12 protein-coding genes are annotated in these 14,916 nt (G+C 59.7%); all 12 read right to left on the reverse strand.

Translation table 11 applies throughout. The features are described from left to right. Nucleotides 1-6: 6 nt before the first annotated feature. Nucleotides 7-1,380 carry a UDP-glucose dehydrogenase family protein gene (locus tag AC1DIG_RS08445; protein WP_477766920.1) on the reverse strand — a complete coding sequence of 458 codons (1,374 nt, stop codon included), beginning with the start codon at nucleotides 1,378-1,380 and terminating at the stop codon, nucleotides 7-9. Beyond that, entirely contained in the window at nucleotides 1,377-1,790 is a 414-nt protein-coding gene (arnF, locus tag AC1DIG_RS08450) for a 4-amino-4-deoxy-L-arabinose-phosphoundecaprenol flippase subunit ArnF (RefSeq protein ID WP_477766921.1), read from the reverse strand. The genes AC1DIG_RS08445 and arnF overlap by 4 nt, the downstream gene beginning before the upstream one ends. Beyond that, nucleotides 1,787-2,131 (reverse strand): 4-amino-4-deoxy-L-arabinose-phosphoundecaprenol flippase subunit ArnE, encoded by a 345-nt coding sequence (gene arnE / locus AC1DIG_RS08455; protein WP_019690505.1) that lies wholly within the window; start codon nucleotides 2,129-2,131, stop codon nucleotides 1,787-1,789. Before arnE ends, arnF begins: the two co-directional genes overlap by 4 nt. Next, nucleotides 2,128-3,777 carry a lipid IV(A) 4-amino-4-deoxy-L-arabinosyltransferase gene (gene arnT, locus AC1DIG_RS08460; protein ID WP_477766922.1) on the reverse strand — a complete coding sequence of 550 codons (1,650 nt, stop codon included), beginning with the start codon at nucleotides 3,775-3,777 and terminating at the stop codon, nucleotides 2,128-2,130. Before arnT ends, arnE begins: the two co-directional genes overlap by 4 nt. Continuing rightward, entirely contained in the window at nucleotides 3,774-4,658 is an 885-nt protein-coding gene (gene arnD, locus AC1DIG_RS08465) for a 4-deoxy-4-formamido-L-arabinose-phosphoundecaprenol deformylase (protein WP_054597466.1), read from the reverse strand. The genes arnT and arnD overlap by 4 nt, the downstream gene beginning before the upstream one ends. Beyond that, nucleotides 4,658-6,649 (reverse strand): bifunctional UDP-4-amino-4-deoxy-L-arabinose formyltransferase/UDP-glucuronic acid oxidase ArnA, encoded by a 1,992-nt coding sequence (gene arnA / locus AC1DIG_RS08470; RefSeq protein WP_477766923.1) that lies wholly within the window; start codon nucleotides 6,647-6,649, stop codon nucleotides 4,658-4,660. The genes arnD and arnA overlap by 1 nt, the downstream gene beginning before the upstream one ends. Beyond that, nucleotides 6,646-7,665: an undecaprenyl-phosphate 4-deoxy-4-formamido-L-arabinose transferase gene (gene arnC / locus AC1DIG_RS08475; RefSeq protein ID WP_477766924.1), complete on the reverse strand. Its 1,020-nt coding sequence runs from the start codon at nucleotides 7,663-7,665 to the stop codon at nucleotides 6,646-6,648. Before arnC ends, arnA begins: the two co-directional genes overlap by 4 nt. Before the next feature lie 5 nt (nucleotides 7,666-7,670). Then, nucleotides 7,671-8,810, reverse strand: a complete 1,140-nt coding sequence (arnB, locus tag AC1DIG_RS08480) for a UDP-4-amino-4-deoxy-L-arabinose aminotransferase (RefSeq protein WP_477766925.1) — start codon at nucleotides 8,808-8,810, stop codon at nucleotides 7,671-7,673. 463 nt (nucleotides 8,811-9,273) lie between these two features. Then, nucleotides 9,274-10,380, reverse strand: coding sequence for an ABC transporter ATP-binding protein (locus AC1DIG_RS08485; RefSeq protein ID WP_477766926.1), 1,107 nt, complete (start codon nucleotides 10,378-10,380; stop codon nucleotides 9,274-9,276). Then, complete coding sequence (locus AC1DIG_RS08490) at nucleotides 10,377-11,990, reverse strand: ABC transporter permease (protein ID WP_477766927.1); 1,614 nt, start codon at nucleotides 11,988-11,990, stop codon at nucleotides 10,377-10,379. Before AC1DIG_RS08490 ends, AC1DIG_RS08485 begins: the two co-directional genes overlap by 4 nt. A gap of 4 nt (nucleotides 11,991-11,994) precedes the next feature. Then, nucleotides 11,995-13,011 (reverse strand): iron ABC transporter substrate-binding protein, encoded by a 1,017-nt coding sequence (locus AC1DIG_RS08495; protein WP_477766928.1) that lies wholly within the window; start codon nucleotides 13,009-13,011, stop codon nucleotides 11,995-11,997. Between the two features lie 316 nt (nucleotides 13,012-13,327). After that, nucleotides 13,328-14,863, reverse strand: coding sequence for an ArnT family glycosyltransferase (locus tag AC1DIG_RS08500; RefSeq protein WP_477766929.1), 1,536 nt, complete (start codon nucleotides 14,861-14,863; stop codon nucleotides 13,328-13,330). Nucleotides 14,864-14,916 lie beyond the last annotated feature (53 nt).

Below are 14,916 nucleotides of genomic sequence, written 5' to 3' on the forward strand. Positions count from 1 at the left end.
CTGGGCTTAGACGGACGAAGCTGGCCACTGTTGCTGAGGAATTGGCAGATTGCGCGACTCGCCACGGCCCATCGGGAAGTACTTGAAGCCTTTGCGTGCCAGACGTTCGGCGTCGTACAGGTTGCGACCGTCGAAGACCACCGGAGCTTTGAGACGCTCTTCGATCAACTTGAAGTCCGGCGCCTTGAACTGCTGCCATTCGGTGCAAACGATCAACGCGTCTGCGCCAACCAGCGCGGATTCCGGTGTGCCCATCAGCGACAGGTTCGGTTGATCCGGGTACAGGCGTTGGGTTTCCTGCATGGCTTCAGGGTCGAACGCACGTACGTGTGCGCCGGCAGCCCACAAGGCTTCCATCAGCACACGGCTTGGTGCATCGCGCATGTCGTCGGTGTTGGGTTTGAACGCCAGGCCCCAGAGGGCGAAGGTCTTGCCTTTCAGCTCGCCTTTGTAGAACGCGTTGATGCGTTCGAACAGCTTGTGTTTCTGGCGCTGGTTGATGGCCTCGACCGCTTCCAGCAGGTCGCTGGAGCAATTGGCTTCCTGGGCGCTGTGGATCAATGCGCGCATGTCTTTCGGGAAACACGAACCGCCATAGCCGCAGCCAGGGTAGATGAAGTGGTAGCCGATGCGCTGGTCTGCACCGATGCCCATGCGCACGGCTTCGATATCCGCACCCAGGTGTTCGGCCAGTTCGGCGATCTGGTTGATAAAGCTGATTTTGGTCGCGAGCATGCAGTTGGCTGCGTACTTGGTCAGTTCGGCGCTGCGCAGGTCCATGAACATGATGCGGTCATGGTTGCGGTTGAAGGGGGCGTAGAGGTCGCGCATCACTTCACGGACTTCTTCACGCTCGCAACCGATGACGATGCGGTCAGGGCGGCGGCAGTCGCTGACGGCCGAGCCTTCCTTGAGGAATTCCGGGTTGGAGACGATATCGAATTCCAGGGTACGCCCGGCTTTCTTGAGCACACCTTCAATGTGCGCGCGCAGGGTGTCGCCGGTGCCGACTGGAACAGTGGACTTTTCCACGAGAATCAGCGGCTCGACCCGATGGCGTGCAACTGCATCACCCACGGACAAGACATATTTCAGGTCGGCCGAGCCGTCCTCGTCCGACGGTGTGCCGACAGCGATGAACAGTACCTGACCGTGCTCGATGGCCATCTTCTCGTCGCTGGTGAAGTGCAGGCGCCCGCTCTCCAGGTTCTCCTTGACCATGCTCTCCAGCCCTGGTTCAAAGATAGTGACGTGGCCTTTCTGCAGCATTTTGATCTTGTTCTGATCGACGTCCATGCAGACGACATCATGGCCGACTTCAGCCAGGACAGTCGCCTGCACCAGACCGACATAACCGCTACCAATTACACTGATTTTCATGAGGCATTCCTGACTTCTGTGGCGCGAGCAGTTCGAGAGTTGATAGTGATGACACCGAGGATGACCAAGGCCACCCCGAGTGTTTTGGAAAGACTGAAATTTTCGTTGAACAGCGGCAGGCTGGCGGCCAATAGATACACCAGTGCATAGCTGATACTCAACAGCGAGTAGGCCCGGCCCAGCGGCAGATCGCGCAGAGCGGCGAGCCAGCACAGCATGGACAGGGCGTAAGCGCAGATCGACGCCAGTACCACGCCGATCGCGAGCAGGTCGATCGTGCCGTTGCTCAGGGCCTGCAGCCACTGATCGGGCAGCGGCAAATGGCTCATGCTCCAGCGCATGCCCAACTGCGCAGCACTGACCAGTGCGACGCTGCCCATGGCAAAGCTGATACCGCGACGAAGGCTCATGCGTGCCTCCCGAGCAGAACGACGCCGGCGATGATCAGCGCAACGCCGATCCAGTGACGGCGATCAATGGTTTCGTGGAAGACGAAGTGGGCGGCCAGGGTGATCAGCACAAAGTTGAGGCTGAGCATCGGGTAGGCGATACCGACTTCCAGGCGCTGCAACACCAGCAGCCATACCAGCAGCCCAAAGCCCAGGCATGCCAGCGCCAGCCACAACCACGGCGAGAGCAGTTTTTCACTCCAGCCGGAGTCCTTGCCGCGCCAGCTTTCCACGGCGTATTTCTGGGCAATCTGGCCCATGCAGGTCAGCAGACAGGCGGACAACAGCAGAATCAGGGTCATGGCGCGCTCTGTGGAATGATCAGAATGACCATGTTGCCTTGCTCGTAACGCTTGCCATCCTTGGGCAGCAGGTCGAGTTCGTGGACTTCATCATCACCCTTGACGCGCATGACCACACCGACCGGGCCGGTCTTGCGGGCTTCGCTCATCCACTGTTGCACGTGTTCGGTGTCGACCCGACGTGCCGCGGCGTCCGGGTAGTCCAGGCCGTACTTCACTTCGCCGATGGTGTTGTACAACGCCACTTCGGGGCGTTGCAGACGCCAGGCGACTGCAGATGCGGCCCCCAGGTCATTGCTCAGCAGGCTTTTGGTCTGGCTGAGTTCGTCAATGTGCTGGAGGACAAACTGGTCGGGCATTTTGTTGTAGACCACCGAGTGCGGCAGTGCGGCCGGCAGGATGGCGATCAGCAACCAGCTGCCGATTGCCGGCGCAGCCCATGCGCTCAACGGTCGAACCACCAGCAACAGGTTGGACAGGATCCAGCCCATGATCACGATGAACACCAGCACCAGGCTGTGCATTTCATCGACATACACGGGTTTTTTCAGTTGCAGGTACACCATCGCCAGCAAGGTGGTCAGACCGATGACCAGGTTCAGCAGGCCGTTGATCTTGAACAGCCGGCTTTGCCCCAGGTTCAGTCGGTCAATCAGTGCATTACCCATCAACAGTGCCAGGGGCAACAGGCACGGCAGGATGTAGGTCGGTAACTTGCCTTTGCTCAGGCTGAAAAACGCCAACGGCAGGACCAGCCACAACAGCAGGAAGCCGGTGCTGGCCTGACGTCTGGTTTGCCATGCTTGATTGAGCGCCGAAGGCAGGAACGCCACCCATGGCAGGCTGAACGCGACCAGCATCGGCAGGTAGAACCACCACGGCGCTGCGTGCTGCGCATCGTCACCGGCAAAGCGACGAATGTGCTCGTGCCAGAAGAAGAAACGCCAGTAATCAGGTTCCTGCGCATGCACGGCCAGGACCCACGGCAGGCTGACGACAATCGCGACCACGATAGCCATCGGGCCGTATGCCAACAGTTCACGCCAGCGTTTTTGCCAGATCATGTAGGGCAGGGCGATCAATACCGGCAGCAACCAGGCCAGGAAACCCTTGGTCAGGAAGCCCATGCCGCAGGCCAGCCCCAAGGTCGCCCAACTGATCAGCCGCGCATTGCGACTGCTGCTGTCCAGCGCAAACCACAAGGCCACCAGGCTCAGGTCGACCCAGAACGTGAATTGCGGGTCGAGGTTGGAATAGCCGCCTTGACCGGCGACCACGGCGAAACTCATGTAGAGCAATGCGCTGGCGATGCTTTTACGCGGATCGTTCCAGAGCCTGCGTGCGATCAGGTAGGTCAGCACGATGCTCAAACCGGTCGCGAGTGCCGACGCAACACGCACCCCGAACAGGTTCTCGCCGAACACGGCCTGGCCGATGGCGATCATCCAGTAACCGGCAATCGGTTTCTCGAAATAACGCAGGCCCATGAAATGCGGCGACACCCAGTTGCCACTCAGGAGCATTTCCTGACTGACCTGGGCGTAGCGGGTTTCATCCGGAATCCACAGGCCATGCGTGCCCAGCGGCAACAGATAGACCAGACCGAAAGCGATAAGCAGTAACGGCAAAGCCCAGCGTTTGGTCATGCGCCTTGCACTCCCAACCATCCTTCTCGGCCTTCGAGGGCGCCACGTATTACGCGCCCCTGAGGCAGGGTTGTCGGTTGGGCGGGCAAGAGGTTACCCAGCGGCTGGAACTGGATGTCACGCTGACGCGCATCAACCAGCAGTTGACGGAAATCATTTGCCATCAGAATCCCTTCTACCTCCGCATGTATCGTATATACGTTCAGCTTCGAGGGGCTGAATCGGTCAAGAATGTATGAGTTGAACTCATTGGCTGCTACGACGGGACCCACCACTTCATCGAAGGTTGGCAAGTCGACCGGAATTTGTGGCGTGCCGAGGCTGCCGTCTGCCAGCCGAGGCTGGAACAGGCTTTGTCCGCGACAGTCGCTGTTGTAACGAAAGCCAAAATGCTGCTTGGCTTCGATGACCCGCTCATCGGCACGCCAACCGGCGGCCGCCGAACAGTCCACGCGCTGCCCGATAATATCGCTGAGGGTGTCTACGCCCCGGCGAATCTGTTCGATCAGCTCGGCGTCGCTCCAGCGCCCTGCGTTGGCTTGCCAGCCGTGGTGATCCCAGGCGTGCAAACCCACTTCATGGCCAGCCGCGAGGGTCTGGCGCATCAGGTGCCCCAGGTCACGGCCGATGGGCTTGCCTGGCCAGGCGGTGCCGGCCAGCAAGATGTCCCAGCCGTACAGACCTGCGGCATTGGAGCGGAGCATTTTCCAGAGGAACTGCGGACGGATGAGGCGCCATAAATGGCGCCCCATGTTGTCCGGACCAACGCTGAAAAAAAACGTCGCCTTGACTTGTGCTTCATCGAGCATCTCCAACAACCGGGGTACCCCCTCACGGGTACCTCGGTAGGTGTCGACATCGATCCGAAGACCTGCCTGCATCAGCGCTTGTCCGCGATTTCGAGCATGGCTTCGCGCAGGAAGAAGTCCAGCGTGTTACCGATGGTTTCGCTCATCTCAACGGTTGGCTCCCAGTTCAGCAGGCGCTTGGCGTTTTCGATGCTTGGCTTGCGGTGTTCCACGTCCTGGTAGCCAGCGCCGTAGAACGCCTTGCTCTCTACGTCGCGGAAACCGGCGAACGGAGGGAAGTTGGCGCGCAGTGGGTGAGCTTCGAACTGACGCAGCAGCTCTTCGCCCAACTGACGGATGCTGGCTTCGTTGTCCGGGTTACCGATGTTGATGACCTGACCGTTGCACGCGTCATTTTCGTTATCAACGATACGGGCCAGGGCTTCGATGCCGTCGGCGATGTCAGTGAAGCAGCGCTTCTGCTCGCCGCCGTCGAACAGACGGATCGGGGTGCCTTCCACCAGGTTCAGGATCAGCTGGGTGATGGCACGGGAGCTGCCGATACGGGCCGAGTCCAGACGGTCCAGACGTGGACCCATCCAGTTGAACGGACGGAACAGGGTGAAGTTCAGGCCTTTGGCGCCGTAGGCCCAGATCACGCGGTCCAGCAGTTGCTTGGAGACCGAGTAGATCCAGCGTTGCTTGTTGATCGGACCAACGATCAGGTTCGAGGTGTCTTCGTCGAAGTTCTTGTCCTGGCACATGCCGTAGACTTCGGAAGTCGACGGGAAGATCACGCGCTTGTTGTACTTCACGCAGTAGCGAACCAGTTTCAGGTTCTCTTCGAAGTCCAGTTCGAATACGCGCAGCGGGTTGCGGGTGTATTCGATCGGGGTGGCGATGGCCACCAGCGGCAGAACCACGTCGCACTTCTTGATGTGATATTCGATCCACTCGGAGTGGATGCTGATATCGCCTTCGACGAAGTGGAAGTTCGGATGGCTGCGCAGACGCTCGATAGCGTCGGAACCGATGTCCAGACCATAGACGTCGTACTTGTCGTCACGCAGCAGGCGCTCGGACAGGTGGTTACCGATGAAGCCGTTGACGCCGAGGATCAGTACGCGGGTGCGACGCGGGGCACGGCCCGACTCGGCGCCACGCAGTACGGAACCGTCGACCAGGCCCAGTTCGTTGGCCAGTTGCGGGCCGCTCAGGAACAGACCGCTTTCGTTACGCTGGCCGGAAGTGATAACCAGGGAGTCTTCGCCACAAGCGATACGCAGCGGATCGACGCTGATCACGCGGCCTGGTGCCAGACCTTCGTTGCCCTTGACGACTTCAGCGCTCCAGACAATCAGTTTGTGCTCGCCCACGGCGCAGAAAGCACCCGGGTAAGGTTGGGTCACGGCGCGAACCAGGTTGAACAGCTCTTCAGCCGGTTTTTTCCAGACCAGTTTGCCGTCTGCTGCGGTACGACGACCGTAAACAGTGGCCTTGGATTCGTCCTGGGCGGTTTCGGTGATTTTGCCCTGAGCCAGCAATGGCAGGGTGTCACGCAGCAGGTTGGAAGCGGCTTCACGCAGCTTGCCGTGCAGGGTCAGTGCGGTGTCGGCACGCTCGATCGCAACGCGTTGCTGGGCAATGATTGCGCCAGCGTCGGCACGCTTGACCATGCGGTGCAGGGTCACGCCGGTTTCGGTTTCACCGTTGACCAGTACCCAGTTCGCTGGGGCGCGGCCGCGGTAGGTTGGCAGCAACGAGCCGTGCAGGTTGAACGCGCCTTTGCGGGCGGTAGCCAGCAGTTGCTCGCCCAACAGGTTGCGGTAGTAGAACGAGAACAGGTAGTCCGGGTTCAGTTTGGCAATGCGCTCGATCCACAGTGGGTGGTTGACGTCTTCCGGTGCATGCACAGGAATGCCTTTACGGGCGCACAGCTGAGCGACCGAGCCGTAGAAGGTGTTTTCCTTCGGATCGTCGGCGTGGGTAAACACGGCAGCAATCTCGAAACCTGCGTTTAGCAGTGCTTCGATACCTGCACAGCCAATATCGTGATAGGCGAAAACAACAGCTTTTGAACTCATGGCGAAACCTGATCAGTAGTGGTGGAAGGCAGACCGTCGACAGTGGCAACGGGAGCAGGACTAGCGGGTTTGTTACGTAGGATTTTTTCGATAAAGAACCGCGGGCGGGCGCGGACATCGCTGTACATGCGGCCCAGGTATTCACCCAGAAGGCCCATGCCGATGAATTGGCCACCGGTGAACACAAAGAGCACGGCGAACAGTACGAAGGTACCGCCACCCGCCCAGCTGGCGCCGAAGATCAGGCGCAGGAAAATCAGCAGGAAGGCAAACAACATGCCCAGCGCCGCCAGACTGAAACCGATGATGCTCAGCAGTCGCAGCGGGGTAGTGGTCATGCAGGTCAGCAGGTCGAACATCAGGCTGATCAGGCGCATCGGGCTGTACTTCGACTCGCCATGCTCGCGCTCGGCGTGCTGCACCAGAATCTCGGTGGTGTGGCGGGCGAAGCTGTTGGCCAGGATCGGGATGAAGGTGCTGCGTTCACGGCAGGCCAGCATGGCGTCGACGATGGTGCGGCGGTAGGCGCGCAGCATGCAGCCGTAATCGCTCATGGCGACACCGGTGGAACGCTGCACGGCCAGGTTGATCAGTTTCGACGGCCAGCGGCGCAGGGCCGAGTCCTGGCGATTGTTGCGCACGGTGGCAACTACGTCGTAGCCCAGTTCGGCCTGTTCCACCAGACGGGGGATTTCTTCCGGCGGGTTCTGCAGGTCGGCGTCGAGGGTAATGACCACATCGCCTTTGCAATGCTCGAAACCGGCCATGATCGCCGCGTGCTGCCCGTAGTTGCGATTGAGAATGATCGCGACAACCTGGCTGCCTTCACGTTCGGCGGCTTCTTCGAGAATTTGCGCCGAATTGTCGCGGCTGCCGTCATCGACCAGGACGATTTCGTACTCGTGTTTGAGCAGTTGACAGGCCGCTTCGGTCCGGCGCAGCAATTCAGGCAGGCTTTCTTCTTCGTTGTAGACCGGGATAACGATCGACACGCAGTTAATTGGATATGGCTTCAAAGGCTTCAGTCCAGAATGTTTTCAATGGCGCCAACGACGCGTTCGACATCGTCGGTAGTCATGTCGGGGAACAGCGGGATCGAGCACAGTCGTGCCGAGTTCCATTCGGTGTTGGGCAAATGAATGCCCGGGAATCGCTGGCGGTAGTAAGTGTGCAGGTGGGTGGCCACAAAGTGAATACCCGTACCGATATTCTGTTCTTGCAGGGCCTTCATGAATGCCTCGCGATCCATCCCGCAACGCTCGGCGTCGATGCGCAGGATAAACAGGTGCCAGGCGTGTTGTTGCGGGTAGGTTGGCACACTCAACGGTTGCACCGCCAGGCCTTCCAGGCGTTGCAGGTAGGTCTGCGCCAATGCTGTGCGCTTGGCGTTGATCTCGTCGAGGCGCTGCAACTGCACCAGTGCAATGGCGGCGTTGATGTCGGCCAGGTTGTACTTGAAGCCAGGCTCGATGACCATGGCCTGAGGTTTACGACCGTGAGTCAAACGGTCATAAGCGTCTACGCCGAGGCCGTGAAACTTGAGCATGCGCACGCGATCGGCCAGCGCCTGATTGTCGCTGACGAACATTGCGCCCTCGGCGCAGGTCATGTTCTTGATCGCGTGGAACGAGAAGATCGCGGTGCCCTGAGCGCCAATGGCGCGGCCACGGTAACGGGTACCGGCAGCATGGGCGGCGTCTTCGATGACGGCGATGCCGTGTTTGTCTGCCAGCTCATAGAGCGGGTCGAGATCGAACGCGGCACCGGCGTAGTGCACCGGAATGATCGCTTTGGTGCGTGGGGTAATGGCGGCTTCGATGGCCTGGACATCGGTCATCAGGGTGTCGCGGTCGACGTCGACGAATACCGGGGTAGCGCCCAACAGGCAGATCATGTTGGCGGTCGAGACCCAGGTCTGCGACGGCGTGATCACTTCATCGCCAGGGCCAATGCCCAGCGCCAGCAGCGTGATATGCATGCCGCCGGTAGCCGAAGACAGGGCTACGGCGTGCTTGCAGCCTGTGTACTGTGCAAATTGCTCTTCCAGCTCCTGGTTCTTCGGCCCGGTGGTGATCCAGCCGGAGCGCAACACCTGCTCGACGGCGGCGATTTCTTCATCACCGATGCTTGGGCGAGAAAAGGGGAGAAAAGCCTGATTCATGTGGACCTCGGGTTTGGATATGTCAACAGCCCTGGAAGGCGGCAAGTCGGTGGTCACAACCTGCGAATCAGCTCAAAGCAGTGCTTCAGAGCGTCATCCGTGACACAGCGTAGACGAAAAAACAAAAAGTATATCAATCAGTTAACCAATCTTTTGGAAAAAGTGCACTAATTGACTTCAATTTTGTCCCTCGGCGGTTTGAACGACACAAAAGCATCGCTCCGGACGCGCAGAGGGTAATCTCGAAAATGTGAAAGGGACATGAAAAACCGGTGTCGAGAATGTTTAACTGTAACCTTTACAGCAAATGTTCAGGGTTTTTCAATGCTTAAAGCCCTTTCTGGCAGCCATTGCCATTTTTCAGGCGCTGCGAAGAAACCATCACTTAGCCCGTACATCACCAAAAATGATAGTAAAGAGGTCGTCAAGACTACTTCAACCCGAGCCTGCGTCAAGCTGCAAACTATGGTGCCGTAACCGCCTGCTGGCGAACGGGCTCAGTCAACACGTGCGCGTGACCCAGAGTCGAAATGTGTACCAGGCTGCCAGCGGCCGGTGCATGCACCCCGGAACTGCGAACCAGCAGCGAGCGGCTCGCTGACTGTGCATCGGTAGCGGGTGAGGGAAGCTTCAGTTCCACCGTCAAGGTGCAGGTGTTGCCGCCAAAGTCGCGATCGGTCACCACCCCGATGCAGCCGTCCACCTGTTCCAGATCGGCGGGCTGACTGGAAATCTGCAACTGCTCGGGGCGCAACATGATCTGCGCCGCGCCGTTTAGCGAGGTATTGCTGACATGAATCCGTCCCAGGTCGCAGGTCGCGTAGCCATTTTCGACCCGCGCCGGCATGACCACGGCATCCCCCAGGAACAGCGCCGTTTCTTCATCGCAAGGATGCAGATACAGGTCCATCGGTTGCCCGGTCTGCACCAATCGGCCCTGACGCATCACGGCCAGTTGATCGGCAAATGACAACGCTTCGGACTGATCGTGAGTCACCAGGATGGTGGTCACGCCGGTGTCTGACAGAAGTTTGGCAACCATCTTGCGCATGGACGCCCGCAGTCCGGTGTCCAGTGCTGAAAAGGGTTCATCCAGCAGCATCAGCCGAGGCCGTTGCGCCAAGGCCCGGGCCAGGGCGACCCGTTGCTGCTGACCGCCGGAAAGCTCGTGCGGCCAGCGCTGGGTCATGCGTGAATCCAGCGCCACCATGTCCATCAACTCGGCGACGCGTTCCTGTTTCAAGGCGGCATCACCGGACAGTCCAAAGGCAATGTTGCCGGCCACCGTCATGTGTGGGAACAGCGCACCGTCCTGGGGCACATAACCGATCATGCGCTGATGCGCGGGGACTTCGGTCGAGCCGTCGACCAGCGTCTGGCCGTTGAGCGAGATACTGCCCGAATCGGGGAACTCGAACCCGGCAATCATCCGCAGCAAGGTGGTCTTGCCTGAGCCGGAAGGGCCGACGATGGCCGTGCGGCTGCCCGCAGGCACCGACAGGCTGACGTTGTCCAGGGCAGGCAGGGCGCCGAAGGTTTTGTAGATGGAGTTCAGTTCGAGAGCGTTCATCGGCCTGCCGTGCGTTTGGATTGATGATAGAGAAGCGCGGTCAACGGAAGCGAAAGCAAAATCATGATCAGCGCGTAAGGTGCCGCTGCGGCATAGTCGATTTCACTGGTCATGGCCCAAAAACCGGTGGCCAGGGTGCGGGTGCCACTCGGCGAGAGCAACAGGGTCGCGGTCAGTTCGTTGGTAATCGCCAGAAACACCAGTGCTGCGCCGGCGGCGGCGCCTGGTGCGGCCAGGCGCATGGTAATCAGCCAGAGCGCCTGACTCGGCGAACGGCCCAGGCTGCGGGCGATATTTTCCAGCTCGACCGGTGCCTGGGCAATACCGGCGCGCAAACTGACCAGCGCGCGTGGCAAGAACATCAGCAGGTACGCCAGCAGCACGGTGATGGTGGTCTGGTAAATCGGCCGGGCAAAGCTGATGGTGACGGTCACCAGGGCCAGCGCCACGACGATTCCCGGCAATGAGCTGGTGATGTAGTTGCAGCTTTCCAGGATGCGATGCAGGCGCCCCGGTGAACGTATCGACAACCAGGCCACCGGAACTGCCGCGCAGGTGGTGATCGCCGCGCCGACACTGGCCAGCACGAGGGTCTGCTTCAATGCCGGGAGAATTTCCGCCATGCGCCAGACGTCCGCGCCACCGGCAATCAACCATTGGGCCAGGGTAATCAGCGGTACGCCGAGCGCCAGCACGCTGGTGATGATTGGCAACAACAATGCTGCGGCTTTGGTGTTGCGTGTCAGCCGCTGGGTGCGTTGCAGGCGCGCACTGCCGGAGCCGACCCGAGCGTAACGGGCATGGCCTCGGGACGCGGACTCGGCAGTCAGCATCAGCAGGCAGCACAGCGCCAGAACCCCGGCCAGCATGTTCGCCGCCGGGCCGTTGAAGCTCGACTGGAACTGGTCGAAGATCGCTGTGGTGAAAGTGTCGAAGCGAATCATCGCGTACAGGCCGTATTCGGCCAGCAAGTGCAGCCCGACCAGCAAGGAACCGCCACAGATGGCCAGGCGCAGTTGCGGCAGCACCACCCGGAAAAACACCGCCCAGGGCTTCAGGCCCAGCGATTCGGAGACATCTTCGATGGCCGGATCAAGACGCCGCAGGGTGGCGGCGATGGGCAGATAGAGGAACGGGAAGTAGGCGATGACCGAAACCAGTACCCCGGCAAACAACCCGTGAATCGGTGGTACCAGGCTGACCCAGGCATAACTGTGGACAAAGGCCGGCACCGCAATCGGTGCCGTTGCCAGCACCGACCAGAGGCGACGGCCCGGTAAGTCGGTGCGCTCGGTTAGCCAGGCGAGTGCCACGCCAAACGCGATACATAAAGGAATCGTGATCACCACCAGTAGAACGGTGTTGATCAAAAGTTCGGCCACTCGAGGCCTGAAGACCAGCTCGGCAATCGTCGCCCAGCCGGTCTTGATGGAAATGCCGATGACAAACGCCAACGGCAGCAGGGCCAGCAACGACACCAGAATGGATATAGCCACCACCCACTTGCCGCCGCGACTCCCGGAGGCGCGACGAGGGTGTTGACGAGGGAGAGCCAGAGTCGTCAGCTGGACGACTTCACTAGCTTCTGGCAGCGCGACTGGCTTGGACATCGGATTACAACAACCCCGCCTGAGTCATCAGCTCGACGACTTTTTTGCTGTTGAGTTTGGAAGCGTCGACCGCAGGTGCGTCAAGTTGCGCGAGCGGCACCAGTTTCGGGTTCGACTCGGCATTCTGGCCTACGGCGTATTCAAACGAGTTGCCGTTTTTCAGAATGGCCTGGCCTTCTTTGCCGGTGATCCACTTCAGGAACGCCTGAGCTTCTTCCTGGTGTTTGCTGGACGCCAGAACAGCACCACCGGAGAGGCTGACAAACGCGCCCGGATCTTTATGCTTGAAGTAGTGCAGCGAGGTGTTCTTGCTGTTTTCGCCGGTTTTGCTCTGGTCGACGAAGCTGTAGTAGTGATAGATCACGCCGCCTTCAATCTGACCGGCATTCACTGCTTTAAGCACGGCGCTGTTGCCACGATAGGCGGTGGCGTTGGCTTTCATGCCCTTCAACCATTCCAGGGTGGCGGCTTCGCCTTTGAGTTCCAGTACGGCAGCGACGATGGCCTGGAAATCGGCGCCGGCAGGCGAACCGGCCCAACGACCTTTCCAGCTTGGGGAAGCCAGGTCCATCAGAGACTTCGGCAGATCGGCTTCGGCCAGTTTGCTTTTGTTGTAGACAAACACGGTCGAACGAGCAGCGATGCCCACCCATTTGCCATGGGCCGGACGATAGGCCGAACCGGTTTGCTCCAGGGTCGACGGTGCGACAGGGGTAAACAGCCCGGCGTTATCCACCAGCACCATGGCCGGGGAGTTCTCGGTCAGGAACACGTCAGCCGGGGAGGCCGCACCTTCTTGCACGAGCTGATTGCCCATCTCGCTGTCATCGCCGTTGCGCAGCGTGACCTTGATCCCTGTTTCATGGGTAAAACCTTCGACCCAGGCCTTGGTCAGGGTCTCATGCTGCGCGTTGTAGACGACGATGCCGTCGCTGCTTGGTGCAGCATAGACATGGCCAGCACCCATAAGAGCGGCGGCGAGCAGCGCGGTTTTCAGAAACGAAGGGCGACGGTGATTCATTTTGTTAGCAGCTCCTGCAGTTTATTGAGAATCAGGTGGGCGAGCCTATCGTTCGCTTCCCGCAATCCCTGCAGCTCGCCCGAACAATGCGAATCATTCGCATAAATTTTGGTGGCGGCAATGTAGTGCGGGATATGTGAAAAAAACGTCAAATAAGTCGTTAATCAATGTCGTTTGTATTTAGATTGAGGCGCTGAGGAGGGAGTTTGAAGGACAGAGCGGTTTGATTTCAAACACTATCGTCGATGAGGCCCACTGATTTCATGTGAGCGGTGTTGGAAAGGATCGAGAGGCCCACCGGGCCTCTCGATATTTTTTATTGGGCGGGGGCGTTGGGGATGAAGGCGACGCTGGCGTCCGAGCGCGGATGCAGCAGCCGTTCACCATTGTCTGGCTGCGTGACGACGGCCTGGTGGTCGACGCTCAGATAGTTCAGCGGTAGCTGATCGCCACGTTTGTAGTGCGCCACAATGATGGTGCGCTGCGGGTCCCACTGCTGGCCGCTGGTCTTTTCCAGCCATGCCATGAACTGCGCGGTGGTGCCTTCACGGGGGAAGTCCTGGGTGTCAGGCACATAGTAGAAAGGCGCACCGTCGTTTTGCAGGTACATCGGGACTTTGTTGTCGACCTCGACCATCACCATCCGCCATTGATTCCATGGCGCGATCAGGCTGGCCTGAGCCTTGACGTCCTTGCCGAACTGCACAACGCCACCACCCGTGTTGCTCCAGGGCACGATAATCCCGAGGATCAGCAATAGCAGGGCTGTCGTGACGCCAAAGCCGATCTTCAGGCCGCGTCCTTCGGCTTTGCCGGCTGCGCGCCGTTCTTCCATGCGGCGGGTGACCCACCAGGCTGCCAGCAACTGCGCAAACGGCACCAGCGGCAAGACGTAGTAACTGCGTCGGCTACCACTGGCCGTGAAGAACAGGAACAGCAAGCCCAGACCCCAGATCAACCAGCGGGCATTGGGTTCGAGCGTGCGCCAGTTACGAGCCGCGACCCACAGCCCAAGCACCCAGTACGGGGCCCACGGCAGGGTATAAACCGGCAAGTAGATCAGGTAGGTGTAAATGGGCCCGATGTGGTCGAACGGCTGGAAAAAACGCACCACGTTTTCCCGGAAGACCAGTCCCAGGCCATTCTCGGCGGAGGTGGGGGCGCCGTAGATATTCGACAACACGAACGGCACTGCGTAGACCAGACCGCCAACCAGCAGGGCGACGCACAGGCGCAGGTTGAGGTGACGTTTCCAGCGGCTGTCCTGCAGCAGATGGGGCAGCAGCACCAGTCCCGGCAGGATGAAACCGATCAGGCCTTTGAACAGCGAGGTCACCGACAGCAGCAGGAAGAACACGCAGTAGCGACCGAGTCGCGTGTCGTCCGGCCCGCGCCAATACCACCAGATCGCTGCCAGCACACCGCATACGGTCAGAATGTCAGCCGTTGCGACCCGGGCCCAAAAGACGAAATAGAAGGTGGTTGCCAGCATCCAGCCGGCGATCAGGCCGGTGCCTTTGCGAAACAGCTGCTCGCCGATCAGGTAGACCAGCCAGACACTGAGCCAGGCTGAAATCACCGAAGTCAGGCGCAAGGACCAGTGGCCAAGGCCGCCGGTGAACCAGGTGGTGGCGGTAATCAACCAGTAGGAGGGCAACGGCTTGTCGTAATAGGAGCCGCCCATGAGGTATGGGTCGAAGTAGTTACCGCTTTGCAGCATCTGCAACGTGATATTGGCCCAACGGGTTTCCGGGCCCCAAAGTTCCCGTGTGCCCAGTCCCAATAACAGGAGTAACGCTGAAACCCCAAGCAGGATCAGCAGCGCGCGTGTTTCCGTTTCCCGCGACTTCATGTGGTATTTCCCTTCGGTCTCGACCGCCAGCGACAGGATTGCGCCGTGCCTTT

Source organism: Pseudomonas sp. 05N431 (genome assembly GCF_056397005.1).

Excerpts from the sequence above, each read along its gene's own strand:
- AC1DIG_RS08500 (WP_477766929.1), bottom strand. The coding sequence starts at position 14,863 with ATGAAGTCGCGGGAAACGGAAACACGCGCGCTGCTGATCCTGCTTGGG.
- arnA (WP_477766923.1), bottom strand. The coding sequence starts at position 6,649 with ATGAGTTCAAAAGCTGTTGTTTTCGCCTATCACGATATTGGCTGTGCA.
- AC1DIG_RS08445 (WP_477766920.1), bottom strand. The coding sequence starts at position 1,380 with ATGAAAATCAGTGTAATTGGTAGCGGTTATGTCGGTCTGGTGCAGGCG.
- arnD (WP_054597466.1), bottom strand. The coding sequence starts at position 4,658 with ATGCAGGCAGGTCTTCGGATCGATGTCGACACCTACCGAGGTACCCGT.
- AC1DIG_RS08490 (WP_477766927.1), bottom strand. The coding sequence starts at position 11,990 with ATGTCCAAGCCAGTCGCGCTGCCAGAAGCTAGTGAAGTCGTCCAGCTG.
- arnE (WP_019690505.1), bottom strand. The coding sequence starts at position 2,131 with ATGACCCTGATTCTGCTGTTGTCCGCCTGTCTGCTGACCTGCATGGGC.
- AC1DIG_RS08485 (WP_477766926.1), bottom strand. The coding sequence starts at position 10,380 with ATGAACGCTCTCGAACTGAACTCCATCTACAAAACCTTCGGCGCCCTG.
- arnB (WP_477766925.1), bottom strand. The coding sequence starts at position 8,810 with ATGAATCAGGCTTTTCTCCCCTTTTCTCGCCCAAGCATCGGTGATGAA.
- arnF (WP_477766921.1), bottom strand. The coding sequence starts at position 1,790 with ATGAGCCTTCGTCGCGGTATCAGCTTTGCCATGGGCAGCGTCGCACTG.
- AC1DIG_RS08495 (WP_477766928.1), bottom strand. The coding sequence starts at position 13,011 with ATGAATCACCGTCGCCCTTCGTTTCTGAAAACCGCGCTGCTCGCCGCC.
- arnT (WP_477766922.1), bottom strand. The coding sequence starts at position 3,777 with ATGACCAAACGCTGGGCTTTGCCGTTACTGCTTATCGCTTTCGGTCTG.